The following is a 17,367-nucleotide window of genomic DNA, read 5'->3' as shown; positions in this document are numbered from 1 at the left end:
AGTGATTGGTTAGACAGATGGACTTTAGATGAAGTTTATGGAGATTTCCACTCTCCTTCTGGGATCATGGCTGTAATCATGATGTTACGCAATGTTCCAGTAGGTAAATCTCTCCCTTGATGGTAAGGTACGATAACTTGAGTATCTTGATCCCTACCACGCCATTTTCTATGACTACCCTTCTGAGAGATCAGTTCAAAGTTATACTTGCGTAATATGCGCTCAACCTCGTCAGCATTCATTCTCCTGAGTCGAGTCATCCCACCATAACCTCACGGATTACTGCTCCTGGTAGAAGGTCGATAGCATCAGGTTGTAAATAAAGCTCGATCGCTTCGCGTATATTATTGAGAGCTTCCTCTTGTGTAATACCGGCAGATGTGCATCCGGGCAGTTCCGGACACCAAATTGCCCATTCGTTTGTATCGGGATCGGGTTCAAGTATCACTCGCCATTTCATCGAAAATTTGGGTCTGAAACCCCGTCGTTCTACGACGGCTTTACTGTTAAATATTAGCACATTTACGAAATATATAGCGTTTCCTAAGCTAGTGAGGTACACCTATTTTCTTCCCCTTTGCCTTTTGCCTCTTGCCTTTTGCCTAAAACCCATAACTTTTGTACCTCAGCAGACTGAAAAACGCTATATGCTAAAATGTGAGGTATGGAAAAAGCCTATTCGTTTCGATTTTACCCCACACCCGAACAAGAGTCGCTATTGCGGCGCACATTGGGCTGTGTAAGATTAGTTTACAATAAAGCTCTCCATCTCAGAACACAAGCATGGTACGAAAAGCAAGAAAGAGTAGGATATGTTCAAACTTCTTCAATGTTGACCGATTGGAAAAAACAAGAAGAATTAGACTTTTTAAACGAAGTTAGCTGTGTACCTTTACAACAAGGGTTAAGACACCTACAAACAGCTTTTACTAATTTCTTTGCTGGTCGTACTAAGTATCCTAACTTTAAGAAAAAACATCAGGGAGGAAGTGCCGAATTTACCAAGTCTGCTTTTAAATTTAAAGACAGACAAATCTATTTAGCCAAATGCACGGAACCCTTACCTATTCGATGGTCAAGACAAATCCCAGAAAGCTGTGAACCAAGCACAGTAACAGTCAGATTACATCCTTCTGGACGTTGGCATATTTCAATTAGATTTGATGACCCAAGGATTAAGCCTTTACCAGTAACAGATAAAGCCATTGGAATTGACTTAGGAATTAGTAGCCTAGTAATTACCAGCAATGGCGATAAAGTATCTAATCCCAAGCATTTTAAAAAGCATTATCGGAGACTGGGAAAAGCACAAAAAAATCTTTCTAGAAAACAGAAAGGCTCAAAGAATCGAGAAAAGGCAAAAATCAAAGTAGCCAGAATTCACGCTCAAATTACTGATAACAGAAAAGACCATTTACACAAGCTAACCACTCAATTAGTTCGTGAAAACCAAACGATTGTGGTTGAGAATTTAGCCGTCAAGAATATGGTCAAAAACCCTAAATTATCTCAGGCAATATCTGACGTTAGTTGGGGAGAAATCACTCGGCAGTTAGCCTATAAATGCCGTTGGTACGGAAGAAATTACATCGAAATAGATAGATGGTTTCCTAGCTCTAAAAAGTGTAGTAATTGCGGGTATATTGCTGAGAAAATGCCGTTAAATATTCGAGAATGGGATTGTCCAGACTGTGGGATTCACCATGACCGAGATGTTAACGCCAGTAAAAACATTTTGGCCGCAGGGCTTGCGGTGTCAGTCTGTAGAGCGACCATAAGACCAGAACAGAGTAAAACTGGGGCGGCAGGTGCGAAAAATCCTTCGGGAAAGAAGCAGAAACCCAAATCGTGAGGTTTGGGAATCGCCGTCCGTTTTACGGCGGCGAGGATGTCAAAGGGACTAAATCCTTAGAGAACTACCCAAGATGATAACAGATGGACTCCACAAGCATAATCAATGCTCAAGCCCGGGATGACTCGATAGTGGTTCACGTTGAAAAAGCTCCCAATTCCATATCTTCGTTAGAAAGGCTTTGCTGCCATTTTAATTCACTTTCAATATCTTCTAGCAATTGATAATTCATAATTCATAATTCATAATTCATACTCCTTTTTCTTATTGCGCCAATATTCTGACTAGCTCTGCTTTCTTCATCTTGCTTAAACCAACGATTCCTTTTTCTTTGGCTAGAGTCTTTAATTCGGAAACAGTCTTAAGTTTGAGAGTTTCTTCTGAAAACTCCTCAATCACTGCATCTTGTTGAGATTCAGGAGTGAGATAAAAGACAGTTTTGAGTAAATCTAATCCCTTCCCTTTTGTAATTCCACACTTGAGGGCAACAATTGAGTCTAAACTCTTCCAGAATTGACGGGGAGCCTCATCAATCCTAGCAGTAGCAGTAGCTAATTTAACTGTTTTTAGGGGGCTATTCGGTTGTTCAATTAAGAACTGTAAAGCAGATTTAATTTCTTCTCTTGAAGCTGTTGACAGATTTAGTTTTGGGGTTTCTTCTCTTGCCAAAACTCTGGATATATTCCTAGCATCTTCTGTTCCATCGGCAATAATACACCAAATTCTTTCTAGTCCAGCCCTTTCAGCCACAGCATAAACAAATGAGTTGCCGATAACTTCATAGCGATCCTCTGATAATTCTTTGACGATTACAGGCAGCCAATTGCGTCCACCTGTCTGCTGTAATAGTTTGGCAGCAACTTCAATTAAAAAACTATCAGCATCGGTCCCATTGGTAATTTCTATTTCATCTAAGTAGAGATACTTCAAAGTACCAATATCGGTATATTCCATCATTGTAAAAAATACTCCTTTGCTAAGTCTTGGTAGTAGTCATAAGCGGAACGATTTTTATAGACGGCAGGCACGCGAGCGAAGGCAGCACTGGCTATAATAGCGTATTCTGGCAGGTGATGAATATGTAAATTTTTACTGGCATTAGTGTATCTGGGATAAAAATAGTGTACAAGGGTTTTGTCATTTTTTAGTATTTGATTAATTTCTTTTTGGGCAAGTTCTAACTGTGGTTGAGTAATCTTCTCACCGTTGAAAAAAATTGGTAAGGCTATGGGAGTCCCATCTTTTTTTAATTCTTGCATTTGCGGCAGAAACTCCTTGATGGCAGTGGCTGCATTATTAAGGGAGAATGAATTGTTATGTTTTGTGGGTAAGAGGACAACATCGGCAGCATAAACAGCCAGCTGGCTAGGAAATCGCCAATTGGGAGCTGCATCTATAAAGATGTAATCATATTCATATCTAGCTAAGTCTAATTTTCTATGGAGAGTGAATATTTTCATTTGAGAATTATACTGAAATTCCGGATACTCTGCCATTTTAGGATCAGCAGGAACAACATCGAAAGTAATTTGTCGTTTTGAATTCTTAAAAATATAGGGAATGATCACTGATTTTATATCAATATTGCGGTCAGTTAAAGCCTTTTCTAGTAGTCCATCTTCTGGGTTTATAGTTAGGATAGATTTAGTTAGATCTCGTTGATTAAAATCAAAGTCTAAAACTAAAACTTTTTTACCTAAAAGGGCAAGGAAAGCGGCAAGATTTACGGTGGTGGTGGTTTTGCCTATACCGCCTTTATTATTGTAAACAGTAACCGTTAATGCTTTGGGAGTCTTGTCAATTTTTGTCTTGATCAGAGCTACGGTCTCATCAATGTTCTCAGGAGTTATTGCTATGCAAGTAGTGGCAGGAAAAATGATTTTACCATGTTTTCTAAATAACTGGATGTGTGAACCGTTAGTGATAATTCCCCATTGGGATGCTTTACAGTTATTCCCTAATAACTGACGCTTTAACTGATTGACAGTTGCCTTATAACTTGGACTATTTTCAGTTAGGTTAATATCTCTACCTTTTAACTCTATCAGCAGAAAAGGATTACTCTTTGTCTGCAAAAAAATATCGTTTTCTAGGTTTCTCCGAGTGGCAAAGTCGGTAATCCCACCGCCTCCCGTGTCGTACTGTGGAATTATCTCCGTGGTTGAAAATCCTAAATATGATATCAGGTAAGGTGCAAAGTTGGTGCTAACGATCGCTTCCGACGCATCTTGAGGCAAATGCTGAAGATAAGATTTGAGACTTTTTACTTTGGGGGTGTTATCTTTCATCGAAAAAATGGGTCTGAAACCCCGCCCTTTAGCGATAGCGGAGGGCAGCTTTATATGAGTTAGCGAGAAACAATTAAACCGTTAGAACGACGAATTAACTGAATCTTACTAACAGCTATCTGTCCCAATCGTTGACCATTGGTATCGCTTACAGATAGCTGTTTTTCGGTATCTCCACTTACATAACCAATCCCTTTGGGAGAAGAAACTAAATCTCCTTTACGGAACCCATGTCTTGTGGTAGAGCCACCATATTTACGTCGTTTACCACCTTTAGAAAAAACCATCAGGTGAAGTTGACGACGACTAACAGGAGGACGTTTGATGACAGCAAAGGGAGCGTTTGTTACTTTAACATAACCCTTCCAATCATATCCATGTCCATTAGAAGTATGGAATGGCAAATAATCTAAAAATTGAAAACAGGCAAGAGCAATTCCATCGTTAGCATGACTTTCTGGTGATTGTTCTGCTTTATTTTTAGACTTTTCTAGTCGCAAATGTTTTCTGAGATTAGAGGTTTGCCAACCAACGCGAGTATGGACTGTTGCCAATTGAGACAGTTGCTCAATAGCCCATTTTTGTCCAACCATAACCGGCGAAAAACCTTTTCCAGACTTAGCTCCTTTTCTACCGGAAGTTAGATCAATATCGGCTTTGATGTACTCAAAATAAATATCGGTAATTGGATAGATTTTGGTTAGTTCGGAAACGACTCGAAGTTCAAGTTGACGATTAGCTCTGATTGAGGGAGCTAATTTTCCTTGTCTTCTATTTGAAAATCGTTTTTGTCGATGCGCTCTTAGATTAAAAGGAAGTTGGCGGTTAATCCGTCTTCCTCTACGTCCTCTTCGCATTAAGCACCGATTGTCCATCCGCTCTTTTACTCGTTTAAAAGGAAGTTCTAAGTGAGCCTTCCAAAGAGTAAAAAGAGAGGATTGAACGCCAATTCCAGAGAATAATTTACCTGGGTCAATACCAATAGCAATCGTTTGGGTTTTACTATCGGAAGGTTCATCGATTAGCTGGACATAGAAAATACCTAAGTCGTTGAATTTGCCGATAGCTTTTCCTTCTTTAATCCACCGTCTAGCCCGACTGGGTTTGGTGGGCATTAACGGTTTTCCGTCTTTTGAGATAACAGGAACTCTTGCCATGGAGATAATCCTTAAGAGTAAAGTTAAAGTCCCTTACCGCAACACAATCAAGATGTCTTGTCTAACAACGCTTTACCAATAAAGCTGAGAGGGAATCCGAACTAGGGAAGTATTCGGAGGTCTGTGCCAGATTGTGTCTCGATGCGGTAGTCTCTACTTGCGTCGCCTAAATTGGTTTAGGCAAACCCCGTCCCTTTTAGGGCGGGGTTAGTGACTTCAGTTCACAAACTATAGACTAAAGTTAATGAATTGCTCTTTTTTTGAGTATAACACCCCATTTCCTCAACCCCTAACCCATTATGGAAAAATTAACTAATCTCGATCGCATTGCTGAAGAAATTTTAGGTTTAATTCCAACAGAAACGGTTATCATTGCCGAATTTGACGGTGATAGTATTGATTATCGCGCGGGTGCGGGTAAAAACAGCCAGGCAATTGTGGGCAAAAGGGGTGATATTGCCACGTCGGGATTGTGTACGGTGGTTTACCGGGGTAGTTGTCCGGTGGTGGTGGGACAAACCCGAGGAGATAATCGCATTCGTCAGGATATAGCGGTGGCTTTGGGGATAAAAACGGCTTTAGCTGTGCCAATTAGGGTTAATAATCGGTTATTTGGTGCAGTAATGCTTTTAAATCGTCTCGATGGTCAGGAATTGACCGATCGAGATAGTTTGTTAGTGGAGGAATATCTGAACTCGCTACTCAGAAATGAGGGATAAAAGCGGTTGGGTAATCCAGTTGAATGCTACGGCGATTTGATGGTTAAGGGTGGGCAGACGGTAGAGATAGACTAAGCGACGGGTAAGATGGGCAAGGGGACCGGCTAATTCTAGTCCTAAACCGCTAATGGTAGCTTCATCGACTCCGAGGGTCAACATTTCGCCTAAAGGTTGATAACGGAAGGGTAAAGCTGGTTTATCGTGGAAACTCGCCCAAATATTCCAAGCGCAGTAGTCGGACTGTTGAAGGGCCACTTGGGCCGTGGCAGCGTATGGTTTATCGTCTTGATCGCGACTATCGGCCGCATCGCCGATCGCGTAGATGCTGGGGTTTTCGACAGTTTGTAAATATTGATTAACTTTTAGTAATTTGCGCTCATTATGTGCTAGGGGCAAATTAGCGAGCAGTGGGGAGGCGATCGGACTAACGGTCCAGAGAATTAGATCAACGGGGATATTGTCGATCTGTCCTTTGTAGTCAAGGGAGAGGCGATCCGCTTGGATATCGGCGACGGTGGTTTCGAGGTCTAACCAAACCAGACGTTTTTCTAGGGCTTTTTTGGCGGTGTCGCGGTTAAATTGGGTTGAAGGTCCAAGTATATCGCTATTTCTTTCGATCAGACGAATTCTTCCCCTTTCTCCGAGGCGATCGGCCAGCTTACAGGCTAATTCTACGCCGCTATAACCGCCCCCGATAATGGCGATCCGAATTTTATCGCGATCGGATTGTTCTAGGGTTTTAAGTCGATCCCGAAGACGATAGGCATCCTCTAGACTACGAAAGGGGATAGCGTGGGTTCTGGCCCCGGGTAGGAAGTCAAGGGAAGATTGACCACCGAGGGCGATCACGAGGCGGTCATAGCATATATCGTTTTTATTGTCAAGGGTTATTTTATGATTATTAACATCGATCGCCGTGACGGTTCCCTGTTGGAAGTCAACGGGGGTATTAGCGAGTAATTCGCTGAAAGGGGGAGCTATTTCCCAGGATTGCAGTTCTGAGGTGACTAATTCGTAGAGAAGGGGAGAAAATAAAAAGCGATCGTTTTTATCAATTAAGGTAATTTGGGGGGTGTGTTGATCGGTCCAAGGCAATTGACTCAAACGTAAAGCAGTATAGAGTCCACCAAAACCACCACCGAGAATACAAATTTTTGGGCTTGAGTCAGTCATATCGATCGCTGAGGGTTTTGTTTCTTATTTTGACACTCCCTGCCGTAAAATGGACGGGGAACCTGAAACCCAAATTTTCGGTAAAGCAAGGAAAGAAAAATAGTTTTTATTTATCTACCCAGCCAAATCGTCAGCAAAGCCACAATTGTAGCCAGAAAAAGAATATGATTCATCCAATCGTCGAAAGACCAATTTTTAAACATAATTAGTTCCTTAAAATCGAGGCTTACTGCTCAACAGCTTACCTTAATTTCTAATAGAAGTACTATCGGGTGCAGCCGGTTGACTCTGGCAATATATTAAGATGAGTTAAGGGCAGTAAAGGAATCGTTAAATCAATCATAAATTGTTATAGTCCATCTCTTCTAGAGCCTAGCATAGAGGGGAAACCTCCTTAATCCCTAGGTAATTGCATGAATGGACTACAACAACAGATTATCAGTCTTGATCGGAAAGTCGATCATCTACAGGATATTGTCGAAAGCCTCAGCCGGCAAATTGCTATCCTAGCTGGGGATAAATCGAGTCGTTCTCCGCGAGAATCCCTAGAAATGGTGGGTTTTTCCGAGTTATCCGATAATAGCCTCTACGATCATAAAGATATTCTCCGGGATCACGGTGGCAAACAGGCCCCGGCTGTCAGTGGAGATAATTCTTTTGCCGATGAAATCCAAATTCGCCGATTAACGGCACAATTGACGGCGGCTTACAATCGCATTGCTGCTCTCGAAGAACAATTACTCAGCTATCGCATCCATTCCTAGTTAATTTCTGCCCAGAGGATTGGTTGAACCGGGTAAGGTGGGATTAGTCGGTAAATTGGGCAAAGGATTGCTATTTTCTAGGGTGGGATTGTTAGCCTCCCCCGATAGAGTCGCTAAAGCCACGCGATCGCCGCCCACCTGTCGCAGCAGGTCTAAAACCCCTACCACTTCGTTATAACTGGCATTTCTGGAGGCATTCAGTACCATCAGTCCATTGGGACTATATTGATGATAATTCTTGATTGCCTCGAATAACTGGGGACGAGTCACCATCTGTTTTTCGACGTAGAGTTGTCCGAAATCATCGAGACTAACCACCAACATTTCCCGCATCGGGGTGGTGGCGGTACTAGCTTTCGGTAAATCGAGGCTGATGGCCTGTTGGCGAGATAATCCCACTGCACCGAGAATAAAGAAGGTGAGAATACAGAAAATTACATCAATCAGGGGAACGATATTAACCTGCACATCCTCTTGAATGCGGTGTTGATCATGCCATAATTTGAGCGGACGAGCCGTAATATGGCTACTTTTTGGCTTTTTGTGGTTAAGAGATTTAGTTTCGGCCATGGGTGATTAGGGAGAGATTTAGCGATCGAGAGGTTTTTCTAGGTTAGCACTGAGGGAGTATTGTTGGTCTTCTCCATCTAGCCAACGTTGACGGTAGATAATTTCTAAATCACTGCCGGCCTTGCGAAAAATTCTAGCTTGATTGAACCAGAGTCCCTGAAAAACACGATAGAAAGCGAGGCTAAAGATAGCGACAATTAAGCCGGTAGCGGTGGAAATTAAAGCTTCACTAATACCTAAAGTTACTCCGGCTGTGGAGGAAGTTCCCAGGTCACTCAGTTGAATATTGGCCAAAGAGGTAATTAAACCGAGTACCGTCCCTAATAATCCTAGCAGGGGAGAAAGGGCGATGACTGCCTCAAGAATTTTATCGCCCCGTTTCATTAAGGATAATTGTTCATCGGCAGCCGATTCGAGGGCAAAGTGAAAAACCTCTGGATCTGGATTTTCTAAGCGCAGGGGAGCATAAAGATAGCTACCGATGGGGTGATTGCGGGAATCCCTAGCGACTTTTGCTGCCAAATCCCAGTTACGGATGGCGGATTCCATAATGCGATTTAAAATCTGGCCCTCACTCAGGAGGGTGCGACTCCAAAACCAAATTCGTTCGATAATAGTGCTAAGAGCTAAAATAGACAGAAAAAGCAGCGGCCACATAGCCACTCCGCCTTTTTGGATTAAATCAGTTATACTCACGAGTTGTTTTGTCCCTCCAATACCGGGCGATCGGGTAATGATTATAGTTTAAGGATTATAGTTTAAGATTTAGCTTAATCGATTGACATTTATAGTTCTTCCGCTGACTTACAATACAGGATGAGATGGGGCTTTTCAAGAGGCCCGAAGATGTCAAAAAAGGCATTAGGGATTGCCCCGACTCTATTTGAAGCTAATTCTGGCCTGAGAAGTCTAAACCACGGCTATCTGGGGTTTGCCGAAAAGGTTTTTCGTGGGGCAGGGTGTGGGATTTTACGCCAGCTACTATAAAAAAAAGGAGTGAAAATAATCACTCCTACTGATAATTAAAAGAAAAACTGGCTTAAACCTAGAGAGCATTGGCTCCCGCTACTACTTCTAACAATTCTTGCGTAATAGCGGCTTGACGCGCTTTGTTGTAGGTACGGCTTAAAGTGCCAATTAACTCGCTGGCGTTATCGCTGGCGTTACTCATCGCTGTCATCCGGGCTGCTAATTCACTAGCTGCCGATTCCTGGAGGGCGCGCAGTAATTGGTTATTTAAGTACAAAGGTAGGAGAGAATCGAGAATTTGGACGGGATTTTGCTCAAAAATCATGTCTTGGGGAAAAACCTGCGCTGGTTGGCTGGCCATTTTTTCCCGTTGTACCTTAAATTTTCCCTCTTTAGTCACCAAACGGAAAATCTCGTCATCCTGTACCGCTAAACCTTGGGTAGTTAAAGGTAACAGGGTTTGAATCACCGGAGTGGAACTGATCAGGGAGATAAAACGAGTATAAATTAACTCGACACGATCAACAGTTTCCGATAAAAATAAGGAAAGCAATTCATCCCCAATCGTGCCAGCTTCATCGGCAGTGGGAATCTGTTCGAGGTTAATAAATTTAGCGGCAATGGGAGCATTGCGGCGCTCGAAATATTGTGCTGCTTTTCGGCCAGCAACAACTAATTGATAGTTAATCCCTTGCTCTTTTAATTCATTCATCCGTTGTTCGGCACGACGGATGACGTTAGTATTATAACCGCCACAAAGACCTCGATCGCCTGTGACTACCAACAGAGCCACGGTTTTTACTTCCCGTTGGGCCAGTAGGGGTAAATTAACATCACTAAAGGCTAAACGACCTTGGAGATTATAAAGTACCTGAGCGAGGGCATCGGCAAAAGGACGGGTACAGAGAACTTGTTCTTGGGCGCGGCGCACTTTGGCGGCCGCCACCAGACGCATGGCCTCGGTAATTTTTTTGGTATTTTTGACCGATTGAATTTGGTCGCGAATCGCTTTGAGATTAGGCATAATTCAGTTATCAGTTATCAGTTATCAGTTATCAGTCATCAGTTATCAGTTATCAGATTGGAGTTTTAAGTGAGCAGTATGTGTTAAGTGAGCAGTACTAAATAGTAGTTTCTGGCCATCTTTTCACTGTTTACTGGTCACTGTTTACTGATCACTGATAACTGAAAAGGCTGACAGCTTAAAGCTCACAGAAGTTTACTTGAAAGCCTGTTTGTACTCGTTGATGCCATCTTTGAGCAGGCCTTCTGCTTCGTCGTTGAGTTGTTTTTCAGTGCTGACGATCTCAACGTAGCGAGGTTTGCTGGTTTTCAGGTATTCGCGTAAACCGGTGCAGAAATCGATAACTTTATCGGTGGGGATATCGTCGAGATAACCGTTTAAACCGGCATAAACCACCGCCACCTGTTCCCAAACGGAGAGGGGGAAGTTTTGGGGCTGTTTCAGGATTTGACGCAGACGTTGACCGCGAGCCAGTTGTGATTGGGTGGCCGCATCAAGGTCAGAAGCGAATTGAGCAAAAGCTTCTAATTCGTCAAACTGGGCTAATTCCAGTTTTAATTTACCGGCAACTTTTTTCATTGCCTTCGTTTGGGCCGCCGAACCCACGCGGGATACGGAAATACCAGCGTTAATCGCGGGACGGAAACCAGCGTTAAAGAGGTCGGTGGAGAGGAATATCTGACCGTCAGTAATCGAAATTACATTGGTGGGAATGTAGGCAGAAACGTCACCGGCTTGGGTTTCGATAATCGGCAGGGCGGTCATGCTACCACCACCGAGGGCATCGCTGAGTTTAGCGGCGCGCTCTAGTAAACGGGAGTGGAGATAGAAAACGTCGCCGGGGTAAGCTTCCCGACCGGGAGGACGACGCATGAGCAGGGATAGCTGACGATAAGCTTGAGCCTGTTTGGTGAGGTCATCGTAGATAACTAGGGTCGCTTTGCCTTTATACATGAAGTATTCGGCGATCGAAGCTCCGGTGTAGGGGGCGATATACTGGAGGGTGGCGGGGTCGTTAGCGTTAGCGGCCACCACCACGGTGTAATCCATGGCGCCTCTTTGGGTGAGGGTGTCGATTACTTGGGCGACGGTGGAGGCTTTTTGACCGATGGCGACATAGACACAGATCACGTCTTCGCTTTTCTGGTTAATGATCGTGTCAATGGCGATCGCTGTTTTACCAGTTTTTCTGTCACCGATAATTAACTCCCGTTGACCGCGACCGACGGGAATCATGGCATCGATAGCGGTAATGCCAGTTTGCATCGGTTCACAGACGGATTTGCGAGCGACAATACCGGGGGCGGGGGATTCCACCAGACGGGTTTCGCTGGTGAGGATGTCTCCTTTCCCGTCGATGGGACGACCGAGAGCATCAACCACGCGGCCGACTAAGGCGTCACCGACGGGAACCTGAGCGATTTTACCGGTAGCTTTCACCGTACCGCCTTCTTTAATTCCGAAACCGTCACCCATTAACACCGCGCCGACGTTATCTTCTTCGAGGTTAAGGGCGATGCCGACGGTTCCATCTTCAAATTCTAATAGTTCTCCCGACATGGCCTGTTGTAGGCCGTAGATGCGGGCAGTACCGTCACCCACTTGCAGGACGGTTCCCACGTTGGAGACCTGTACTTCTTGGTTATAGGATTCGATCTGTTGACGAATAATCGTGCTAATTTCGTCGGGTCTGATAGCTACCATAGTTTAATCTGGGAAAAGGTAAAAAATTAGAAGGTGAAAAAACTGCAAAAAAGAGAGATTAGATGACCTTAGCGCAGGGAGAGGCTGAGGCGTTGTAGTTGACCGCGAATGCTGGCATCAAAGACCTGAGAACCGACTTTGATCACCACACCACCGATCAGGCTGGTATCAACTTTGGTTTTCAGTTCGACCACGTTCGCCCCGGTTAGGGTTTTCACTTTGTCGATGACGATTTGTTTTTGGCTATCGTTCAATTCGGTGGCCGAGGAAACTTCCGCTAAAACGGTGTTAGTCAGCGCTCTGGCCAGGGTGAGATATTGTTGACAAACGGGTTCTAAAAATTGAATCCGACGTTTATCGACTAATAACATCATGAAGTTAGTTAAATAGGGATTGGCACTGCTCCCCATTACTTGGGAAAGAACGGCTTTTTTAGCTTCTTCTTTGATGACGGGATTGCCGATAAAAGCTCTTAGATCGGGAGCATTTTCCAAGAATTCTAAGAGGGATTTAATTTCGCCGCCGATCGCTTCTAATTGTCCGCTGCTTTGGGCGACGGAAAGTAATGCTTGGGCGTAGGGTTCGGCTATTTCTGAACTGATTAAACTTCCCTGCATCTATTTACCTCCTAGGTTGGCCAAACTGCGATCAATTAGGGTTTGTTGTACCGATTCTTCCAGGCCGGTGCTTAATTGGGATTCCACATTAGCTAAGGCTAAAGCGGTAATTCTTTGGCGTAATTCTACTAAAACGCGATCCTGTTCCGCCGAGAGATCTTTAGCGGCACTTTCGCGCATTCTTTGAATATCGAGTTCGGCTTGGGCGGCGATGTCGGCGGTGACAGTTTTAGCTCTAGTTCGAGCGTTATCGATAATTTTTTCGGCCTCTTGTTTTGCCAGGGCGAGTTTTTTCTGTTCTTCGGCGAGGGCGTTAGCGGCAATATTTTTCCGGTCTTCAGCTTCGGCTAAAGCTTCAGCAATCTTCGACTGACGTTCTCCGAGGATTTGTCCGAGAACTTTGCGGCCGTAGAAGATGATTAAACCGAGCAGAATCGAGAGGTTAAATAGGTTAGTTCCTAAGATATCGGTGTTGATGCCGAATCCCTCTGCTGCCGCTTCCTTCGCCTCCGTGGCTAATAATAAAACTGTGTCGATGATCATGATTATTGAGGGCGGGGAGTAGGTTGTTCAGTTATCAGTTATCAGTTATCAGTTATCAGTTATCAGTCTTCTAACTTGAAAGTGGGAAGTGGGAAGTAGGTACTACTTTCATGCTTGGCGGTGCCAACTTTGGCATCGGGACTAACTCCTGACGACTGAGTTTTATCTTTTTACTGATCACTGTTATTAACCAATGGCTGGGGTTTAGCGAACGAGTTCGGGGCCGAGGAGTTTTTCGAGAATTTGACGGGAAAGAGAGGCCACTTGTCCTTCTAGAGAACGAAAGGCTTCTTCTTTCTGTTGGGCAATTTCGGCGGCGACGGCTTCCTTACGGGCGATCGCTTCTTTTTGGGCTGCGGCAACTCGTTCACTGGCTAGTTTTTGGGCTTCAGCTTGCGCTTGGGCGATAATCTCTTGGGATTGTTTACGAGCCGAACTTAATTGTAGTTCGTACTCTTGTACCAGTGCTTCGGTTTTGGCTAGTTGTTCTTTGGCTCCGCCTTCCGTTTGCCGAATATACTCCGCCCGTTCATCTAAAACTTTACTGAGGGGTTTATAAAAAACGGCGTTCAGGATCACTGCCAAAAGAATAAACTGTAGTGCCATCACTGGCAGGGTGGCATCGAAATCAAACATTGATTTATTCCTGATAAATAGAAGCTATAGACAGGTTCAAAAAAGGAAGACGATCCCCCTGATTTAACGATGAACAGTCAGGGGGGATCAGCAAAATTCCCTTAATTAGCTATCAGCCTTCTGTCCCAAAAACCAGACTTTTTAGTTAGCTGCTTCGGCGTTTTTTGAGAGTTTTGAAAACTCCGCTGCCAAGCTGGGGACTGGGGGCTGATAACCGACTGCTTTTTTAATTAGGCGAAGGGGTTAGCGAACAGTAAAACGAGAGCGATAACCAAGCCGTAGATGGTTAAGGATTCCATGAATGCCAAGCTGAGGAGAAGGGTACCACGAATTCTTCCTTCAGCTTCGGGTTGACGGGCGATACCGGAAACAGCTTCTCCAGAAGCGGTACCTTGACCAACACCGGGGCCGATAGCGGCTAAACCAACGGCGAGGGCGGCGGCGATAACGGAAGCGGCAGCTACTGTGGGGTTCATGGTGATTTTTTCCTCTATTTACTAATCAATTTCAATCTGTTGTTTACAGAGCGCGTTCTCAGCCGTAAAAAATAGCTGGTTTTCTGCTCAAAACTCCCGAAAGAGTTTTTGGGAAAGAACGATCCTAGAATTCAGTTGCTCATACTGAATTCGACCAATAATTTCTTAGTTATTATCCTATTATTTGGACACTTTTCCCTAAGAAATTTTTCTGTTTTCGTCCCTCGCTTTTAAGCGTGTTCTTCTTCGTGTTCCGATTCCAGGGCCTCATGGATATAGGCCCCGGCAAGGGTGGCGAAGACAAGGGCCTGGATAGCGCTGGTAAATAAACCGAGAGCCATCAGGGGTAGGGGTACGACTAGGGGGACGAGGAAGACTAATACGGCTACTACCAACTCGTCCGCGAGGATGTTTCCGAAAAGACGGAAGCTGAGGGAGAGGGGTTTGGTAAAGTCTTCTAAAATTTTGATCGGTAATAGCACGGGAATCGGCTCTAGGTAGTGAGCGAAGTAACCGAGTCCTTTTTTACTGATGCCTGCGTAGAAGTAAGCGAGGGAAGTCAGTAGGGCTAACGCCACCGTGGTATTGATGTCGTTAGTGGGGGCGGCTAATTCTCCTTCGGGCAGTTCGATTAACTTCCAAGGAATCAAAGCCCCTAACCAGTTAGAAACGAAAATAAATAAAAATAGGGTGCCGATGAAGGGCAACCAGGGTCGATATTCCTTTTCTCCTAGCTGGTTTTTGGCTAAATCGCGCAGAAATTCCAGAACGTACTCCATGAGGTTTTGAATACCGCTAGGGACTTTCTGGATTTTGCGGGTAGCGGCGATCGAGGCGATGATTAAGATAGCGAAGACGATCCAGGAGACCGCGATCACTTGCCCGTGAATTTTTAGTCCGCCGATGTGCCAGTACCAGTGTTGTCCCACTTCCAGAGAAGCGAGGCTATAAAAATTAAGCACACTTAAACTGTCTAACATTTCTACCTTAGAGAGATTCGGGTTCGCAAATCAGGGTTATTTTAACGGTCAAAGGGTTTAGGAATCGGCTTTCTGCTCCAGCTTGAAGATGGTTTGCAGGGTATAGACGATGATCGCCCCTTTATAGGTCAAAAACCCCAAAAAAACTGGCACTATGTGCAGTTCTTGCCAACGACTGGCGATGATGATTAATCCGGCGAATAGGGCTAATCCTTTTTTGCCCACGCGATTTTTCGTTACCCCCAATTTTTCCACTTCCCCGGCGAGGAGTTTTAGGTAAACAACTCCCACCATTGCCCCTAATAGGTAATTAAGGGCGGTATTGAGGGAATAAAACAGCCACACGGGTATAAAGATCAGACCGCTTAAGATCAGGGTGGTGATCAATAGGGTGTTTTGTAGTTGATAGTATTCCCGCATCGGATCTGACGGCGGGTTGGTTTCTGGGGTTGGGGGAGATTCGATCGATGGGTCAGACAAGGTACACCTAAATCAGCGATAGACTAATCTCAATATCTGGATTGCTTTCCGAGCTATGACGCTCAGGTGAGCCACAACACATATTATCACGGCAGTGGCAACAATTATTAAGCAATTGTAAATTGTCATGATTCCCACCGCTCTCAGCCATCAGCCTTGAATCAGTTATCAGTGGCTCTCTTGGGGTTATGGTGATGAGCAGCTCTTATCGAAGAAAGGGCGTGGGCTATAGGTCCCTACCAATCACACAGGTGCAATGTAGGGGCGTAACGTGGTCAGTGAGTTTATCGAACTGCTTGCGCCCATAATGTAACAATGTGAACATTTTTCAGCCAATATCCAAGAGAGCCTTTTCAGTTCACTGATTACTGATTACTGTTTACTGGACGGCTACGCCGTGCCTTTGGCAACACTGAAAAGCTCCCCGCTCCCCATTTCGCCAGAATTAGTCTCAATCAGGTTTTTTTAGGAGTTTTGCGCCACAGTTTTTACAAAAGTTGGCATCTATATCGTGACGGGGTAAACCACAATCTGGACAAGGATAATCAATTTGAGTGCCAGATTTTAATGTTTGTTTGGTCAGATCGCTAATTTGCAAGGGAATTAACAAAACTCCCGTTAAAATCATTAAAACTGTCACCATTTTGCCCCCATCAGAAAGGGGAGTCACATCCCCAAATCCCACGGTAGTCATAGTCACAACGGCAAAGTAAAAAGCATCAAAAAATGTCCGATAGACTTGGGGATTAATTGGGTGTTCGATCTGATAAATTAAACCAGCATAAACAAAAATAATCGAAAATAGAGTTAGTAATATGCGAGTAAATACTATCTGATCGGAAGTTTTGATTTGAAAAATAGAAAGATCTGAACCAAAAAAACGAATGACTCGCAAAATTCTAAACCAGCGAAAAATTCTAAAAAATCTAATATCAAAAAAACCAAAAAATAGAGGCAGAATTGACAATAAATCTAGGATGGAAAAAATGTTAAAAACAAAGCCTAGTTTTGATTCCGCACACCAAAACCGAATTAAATACTCTAGGGAAAATAAGCTTAAAATTCCCCAATCAAGCTGACGTAACCACATTTGCCAAGTGGCGGATAAGGGATAGGTTTGAGTCACATAAATCACCAAAGAGAGTAAAATTAATGCCAAGATAAGCAGATTTACCGTCAGTCCGATCGCCGTGGTGACATCCTCTAAATAAAAAGCTATCTTGGCACGAAAAGAGAGCATAATACTAAATACGCTGAGTATAGGCTATTTATGAGGACAGGCAAGAGGCAAGAGGCAAAAGGAGGAATAAATAATCAGTCTTTAATAACTGGATTTAGTATAAATTCAGCTATCAGTAAACAGTAACCAGTAATCAGTGAACTGAAAAATCCCATCTGATAACTGATAACTGATA

20 protein-coding genes are annotated in these 17,367 nt (G+C 43.9%); 3 read left to right on the top strand and 17 right to left on the bottom strand.

The window, feature by feature from the left end; genetic code table 11:
• Positions 1 to 35: 35 nt before the first annotated feature.
• Both N0824_RS19575 and N0824_RS19570 read right to left on the bottom strand, forming a co-directional pair.
• Entirely contained in the window at positions 36 to 242 is a 207-nt protein-coding gene (locus N0824_RS19575; protein ID WP_012266944.1) for a type II toxin-antitoxin system HicA family toxin, read from the bottom strand.
• A 14-nt stretch (positions 243 to 256) separates the two neighbouring features.
• The gene (locus tag N0824_RS19570) at positions 257 to 460 is read right to left on the bottom strand and encodes a type II toxin-antitoxin system HicB family antitoxin (protein ID WP_002776494.1); all 204 of its coding nucleotides are present in this window, start codon (positions 458 to 460) and stop codon (positions 257 to 259) included.
• A 204-nt stretch (positions 461 to 664) separates the two neighbouring features.
• On the opposite strand from N0824_RS19570, the gene N0824_RS19565 reads away from it, so the two are divergent.
• Positions 665 to 1,852: an RNA-guided endonuclease TnpB family protein gene (locus N0824_RS19565; protein ID WP_108937959.1), complete on the top strand. Its 1,188-nt coding sequence runs from the start codon at positions 665 to 667 to the stop codon at positions 1,850 to 1,852.
• A 264-nt stretch (positions 1,853 to 2,116) separates the two neighbouring features.
• Here N0824_RS19565 and N0824_RS19560 read toward each other — a convergent pair whose 3' ends face one another.
• The 3 genes from N0824_RS19560 to N0824_RS19550 are packed head-to-tail and all read right to left on the bottom strand — an operon-like array spanning position 2,117 to position 5,297.
• On the bottom strand, positions 2,117 to 2,809 hold the full coding sequence (locus tag N0824_RS19560) for a Rho termination factor N-terminal domain-containing protein (protein WP_046663352.1): 693 nt from the start codon (positions 2,807 to 2,809) through the stop codon (positions 2,117 to 2,119).
• Positions 2,806 to 4,140: an AAA family ATPase gene (locus tag N0824_RS19555; protein WP_108937958.1), complete on the bottom strand. Its 1,335-nt coding sequence runs from the start codon at positions 4,138 to 4,140 to the stop codon at positions 2,806 to 2,808. Before N0824_RS19555 ends, N0824_RS19560 begins: the two co-directional genes overlap by 4 nt.
• A gap of 59 nt (positions 4,141 to 4,199) precedes the next feature.
• Entirely contained in the window at positions 4,200 to 5,297 is a 1,098-nt protein-coding gene (locus N0824_RS19550) for an RRXRR domain-containing protein (protein ID WP_108937957.1), read from the bottom strand.
• Between the two features lie 299 nt (positions 5,298 to 5,596).
• On the opposite strand from N0824_RS19550, the gene N0824_RS19545 reads away from it, so the two are divergent.
• Positions 5,597 to 6,016: a GAF domain-containing protein gene (locus N0824_RS19545; RefSeq protein WP_108937956.1), complete on the top strand. Its 420-nt coding sequence runs from the start codon at positions 5,597 to 5,599 to the stop codon at positions 6,014 to 6,016.
• Here the strand turns inward: N0824_RS19545 and N0824_RS19540 are convergent.
• Entirely contained in the window at positions 5,996 to 7,189 is a 1,194-nt protein-coding gene (locus tag N0824_RS19540; RefSeq protein ID WP_108937955.1) for an NAD(P)/FAD-dependent oxidoreductase, read from the bottom strand. The two genes, N0824_RS19545 and N0824_RS19540, sit on opposite strands and share 21 nt — an antisense overlap.
• 413 nt (positions 7,190 to 7,602) lie before the next feature.
• Between N0824_RS19540 and N0824_RS19535 the strand changes: the two genes are divergently transcribed.
• The gene (locus tag N0824_RS19535; RefSeq protein ID WP_108937954.1) at positions 7,603 to 7,953 is read left to right on the top strand and encodes a hypothetical protein; all 351 of its coding nucleotides are present in this window, start codon (positions 7,603 to 7,605) and stop codon (positions 7,951 to 7,953) included.
• Here the strand turns inward: N0824_RS19535 and N0824_RS19530 are convergent, their stop codons facing one another.
• From N0824_RS19530 to N0824_RS19480, 11 genes are all read right to left on the bottom strand, one after another.
• Entirely contained in the window at positions 7,954 to 8,523 is a 570-nt protein-coding gene (locus N0824_RS19530; RefSeq protein WP_108937953.1) for a biopolymer transporter ExbD, read from the bottom strand.
• Between the two features lie 18 nt (positions 8,524 to 8,541).
• Positions 8,542 to 9,180, bottom strand: a complete 639-nt coding sequence (locus tag N0824_RS19525; RefSeq protein ID WP_108937987.1) for a MotA/TolQ/ExbB proton channel family protein — start codon at positions 9,178 to 9,180, stop codon at positions 8,542 to 8,544.
• A gap of 388 nt (positions 9,181 to 9,568) precedes the next feature.
• Positions 9,569 to 10,516, bottom strand: a complete 948-nt coding sequence (locus N0824_RS19520; RefSeq protein ID WP_046663344.1) for a F0F1 ATP synthase subunit gamma — start codon at positions 10,514 to 10,516, stop codon at positions 9,569 to 9,571.
• 195 nt (positions 10,517 to 10,711) lie between these two features.
• The gene (atpA, locus tag N0824_RS19515) at positions 10,712 to 12,220 is read right to left on the bottom strand and encodes a F0F1 ATP synthase subunit alpha (protein WP_108937952.1); all 1,509 of its coding nucleotides are present in this window, start codon (positions 12,218 to 12,220) and stop codon (positions 10,712 to 10,714) included.
• A 68-nt stretch (positions 12,221 to 12,288) separates the two neighbouring features.
• Entirely contained in the window at positions 12,289 to 12,837 is a 549-nt protein-coding gene (atpH, locus tag N0824_RS19510) for an ATP synthase F1 subunit delta (RefSeq protein WP_108937951.1), read from the bottom strand.
• Complete coding sequence (locus N0824_RS19505) at positions 12,838 to 13,380, bottom strand: F0F1 ATP synthase subunit B (RefSeq protein WP_108937950.1); 543 nt, start codon at positions 13,378 to 13,380, stop codon at positions 12,838 to 12,840. It abuts the gene before it with no gap.
• A gap of 204 nt (positions 13,381 to 13,584) precedes the next feature.
• Complete coding sequence (locus N0824_RS19500; protein ID WP_002769600.1) at positions 13,585 to 14,016, bottom strand: F0F1 ATP synthase subunit B'; 432 nt, start codon at positions 14,014 to 14,016, stop codon at positions 13,585 to 13,587.
• A 230-nt stretch (positions 14,017 to 14,246) separates the two neighbouring features.
• The gene (gene atpE / locus N0824_RS19495) at positions 14,247 to 14,492 is read right to left on the bottom strand and encodes an ATP synthase F0 subunit C (RefSeq protein WP_002740068.1); all 246 of its coding nucleotides are present in this window, start codon (positions 14,490 to 14,492) and stop codon (positions 14,247 to 14,249) included.
• A gap of 230 nt (positions 14,493 to 14,722) precedes the next feature.
• Positions 14,723 to 15,472, bottom strand: a complete 750-nt coding sequence (gene atpB, locus N0824_RS19490; protein WP_002739857.1) for a F0F1 ATP synthase subunit A — start codon at positions 15,470 to 15,472, stop codon at positions 14,723 to 14,725.
• A gap of 57 nt (positions 15,473 to 15,529) precedes the next feature.
• Positions 15,530 to 15,892: an ATP synthase subunit I gene (locus tag N0824_RS19485; protein WP_002739749.1), complete on the bottom strand. Its 363-nt coding sequence runs from the start codon at positions 15,890 to 15,892 to the stop codon at positions 15,530 to 15,532.
• A 511-nt stretch (positions 15,893 to 16,403) separates the two neighbouring features.
• The gene (locus N0824_RS19480) at positions 16,404 to 17,192 is read right to left on the bottom strand and encodes an ion transporter (protein ID WP_108937949.1); all 789 of its coding nucleotides are present in this window, start codon (positions 17,190 to 17,192) and stop codon (positions 16,404 to 16,406) included.
• Positions 17,193 to 17,367 lie beyond the last annotated feature (175 nt).

Origin of the sequence: Microcystis sp. 0824, assembly GCF_003112475.1 — a bacterium.
GTDB lineage: Bacteria > Cyanobacteriota > Cyanobacteriia > Cyanobacteriales > Microcystaceae > Microcystis > Microcystis aeruginosa_C.
The sequence above is the reverse complement of the archived record's forward strand: the minus strand, read 5'-3'. Positions and strand labels throughout refer to the sequence as shown.

Bases quoted from the DNA above. Each gene is read 5' to 3' on its own strand.
- N0824_RS19530 (WP_108937953.1), bottom strand. From the start codon at position 8,523: ATGGCCGAAACTAAATCTCTTAACCACAAAAAGCCAAAAAGTAGCCAT.
- N0824_RS19550 (WP_108937957.1), bottom strand. From the start codon at position 5,297: ATGGCAAGAGTTCCTGTTATCTCAAAAGACGGAAAACCGTTAATGCCC.
- N0824_RS19505 (WP_108937950.1), bottom strand. From the start codon at position 13,380: ATGATCATCGACACAGTTTTATTATTAGCCACGGAGGCGAAGGAAGCG.
- N0824_RS19570 (WP_002776494.1), bottom strand. From the start codon at position 460: ATGAAATGGCGAGTGATACTTGAACCCGATCCCGATACAAACGAATGG.
- atpE (WP_002740068.1), bottom strand. From the start codon at position 14,492: ATGAACCCCACAGTAGCTGCCGCTTCCGTTATCGCCGCCGCCCTCGCC.
- N0824_RS19575 (WP_012266944.1), bottom strand. From the start codon at position 242: ATGAATGCTGACGAGGTTGAGCGCATATTACGCAAGTATAACTTTGAA.
- N0824_RS19520 (WP_046663344.1), bottom strand. From the start codon at position 10,516: ATGCCTAATCTCAAAGCGATTCGCGACCAAATTCAATCGGTCAAAAAT.
- N0824_RS19485 (WP_002739749.1), bottom strand. From the start codon at position 15,892: ATGCGGGAATACTATCAACTACAAAACACCCTATTGATCACCACCCTG.
- N0824_RS19535 (WP_108937954.1), top strand. From the start codon at position 7,603: ATGAATGGACTACAACAACAGATTATCAGTCTTGATCGGAAAGTCGAT.
- N0824_RS19540 (WP_108937955.1), bottom strand. From the start codon at position 7,189: ATGACTGACTCAAGCCCAAAAATTTGTATTCTCGGTGGTGGTTTTGGT.
- N0824_RS19525 (WP_108937987.1), bottom strand. From the start codon at position 9,180: ATGTGGCCGCTGCTTTTTCTGTCTATTTTAGCTCTTAGCACTATTATC.
- N0824_RS19500 (WP_002769600.1), bottom strand. From the start codon at position 14,016: ATGTTTGATTTCGATGCCACCCTGCCAGTGATGGCACTACAGTTTATT.
- atpA (WP_108937952.1), bottom strand. From the start codon at position 12,220: ATGGTAGCTATCAGACCCGACGAAATTAGCACGATTATTCGTCAACAG.
- N0824_RS19560 (WP_046663352.1), bottom strand. From the start codon at position 2,809: ATGATGGAATATACCGATATTGGTACTTTGAAGTATCTCTACTTAGAT.
- N0824_RS19480 (WP_108937949.1), bottom strand. From the start codon at position 17,192: ATGCTCTCTTTTCGTGCCAAGATAGCTTTTTATTTAGAGGATGTCACC.
- N0824_RS19545 (WP_108937956.1), top strand. From the start codon at position 5,597: ATGGAAAAATTAACTAATCTCGATCGCATTGCTGAAGAAATTTTAGGT.
- atpB (WP_002739857.1), bottom strand. From the start codon at position 15,472: ATGTTAGACAGTTTAAGTGTGCTTAATTTTTATAGCCTCGCTTCTCTG.
- N0824_RS19565 (WP_108937959.1), top strand. From the start codon at position 665: ATGGAAAAAGCCTATTCGTTTCGATTTTACCCCACACCCGAACAAGAG.
- atpH (WP_108937951.1), bottom strand. From the start codon at position 12,837: ATGCAGGGAAGTTTAATCAGTTCAGAAATAGCCGAACCCTACGCCCAA.
- N0824_RS19555 (WP_108937958.1), bottom strand. From the start codon at position 4,140: ATGAAAGATAACACCCCCAAAGTAAAAAGTCTCAAATCTTATCTTCAG.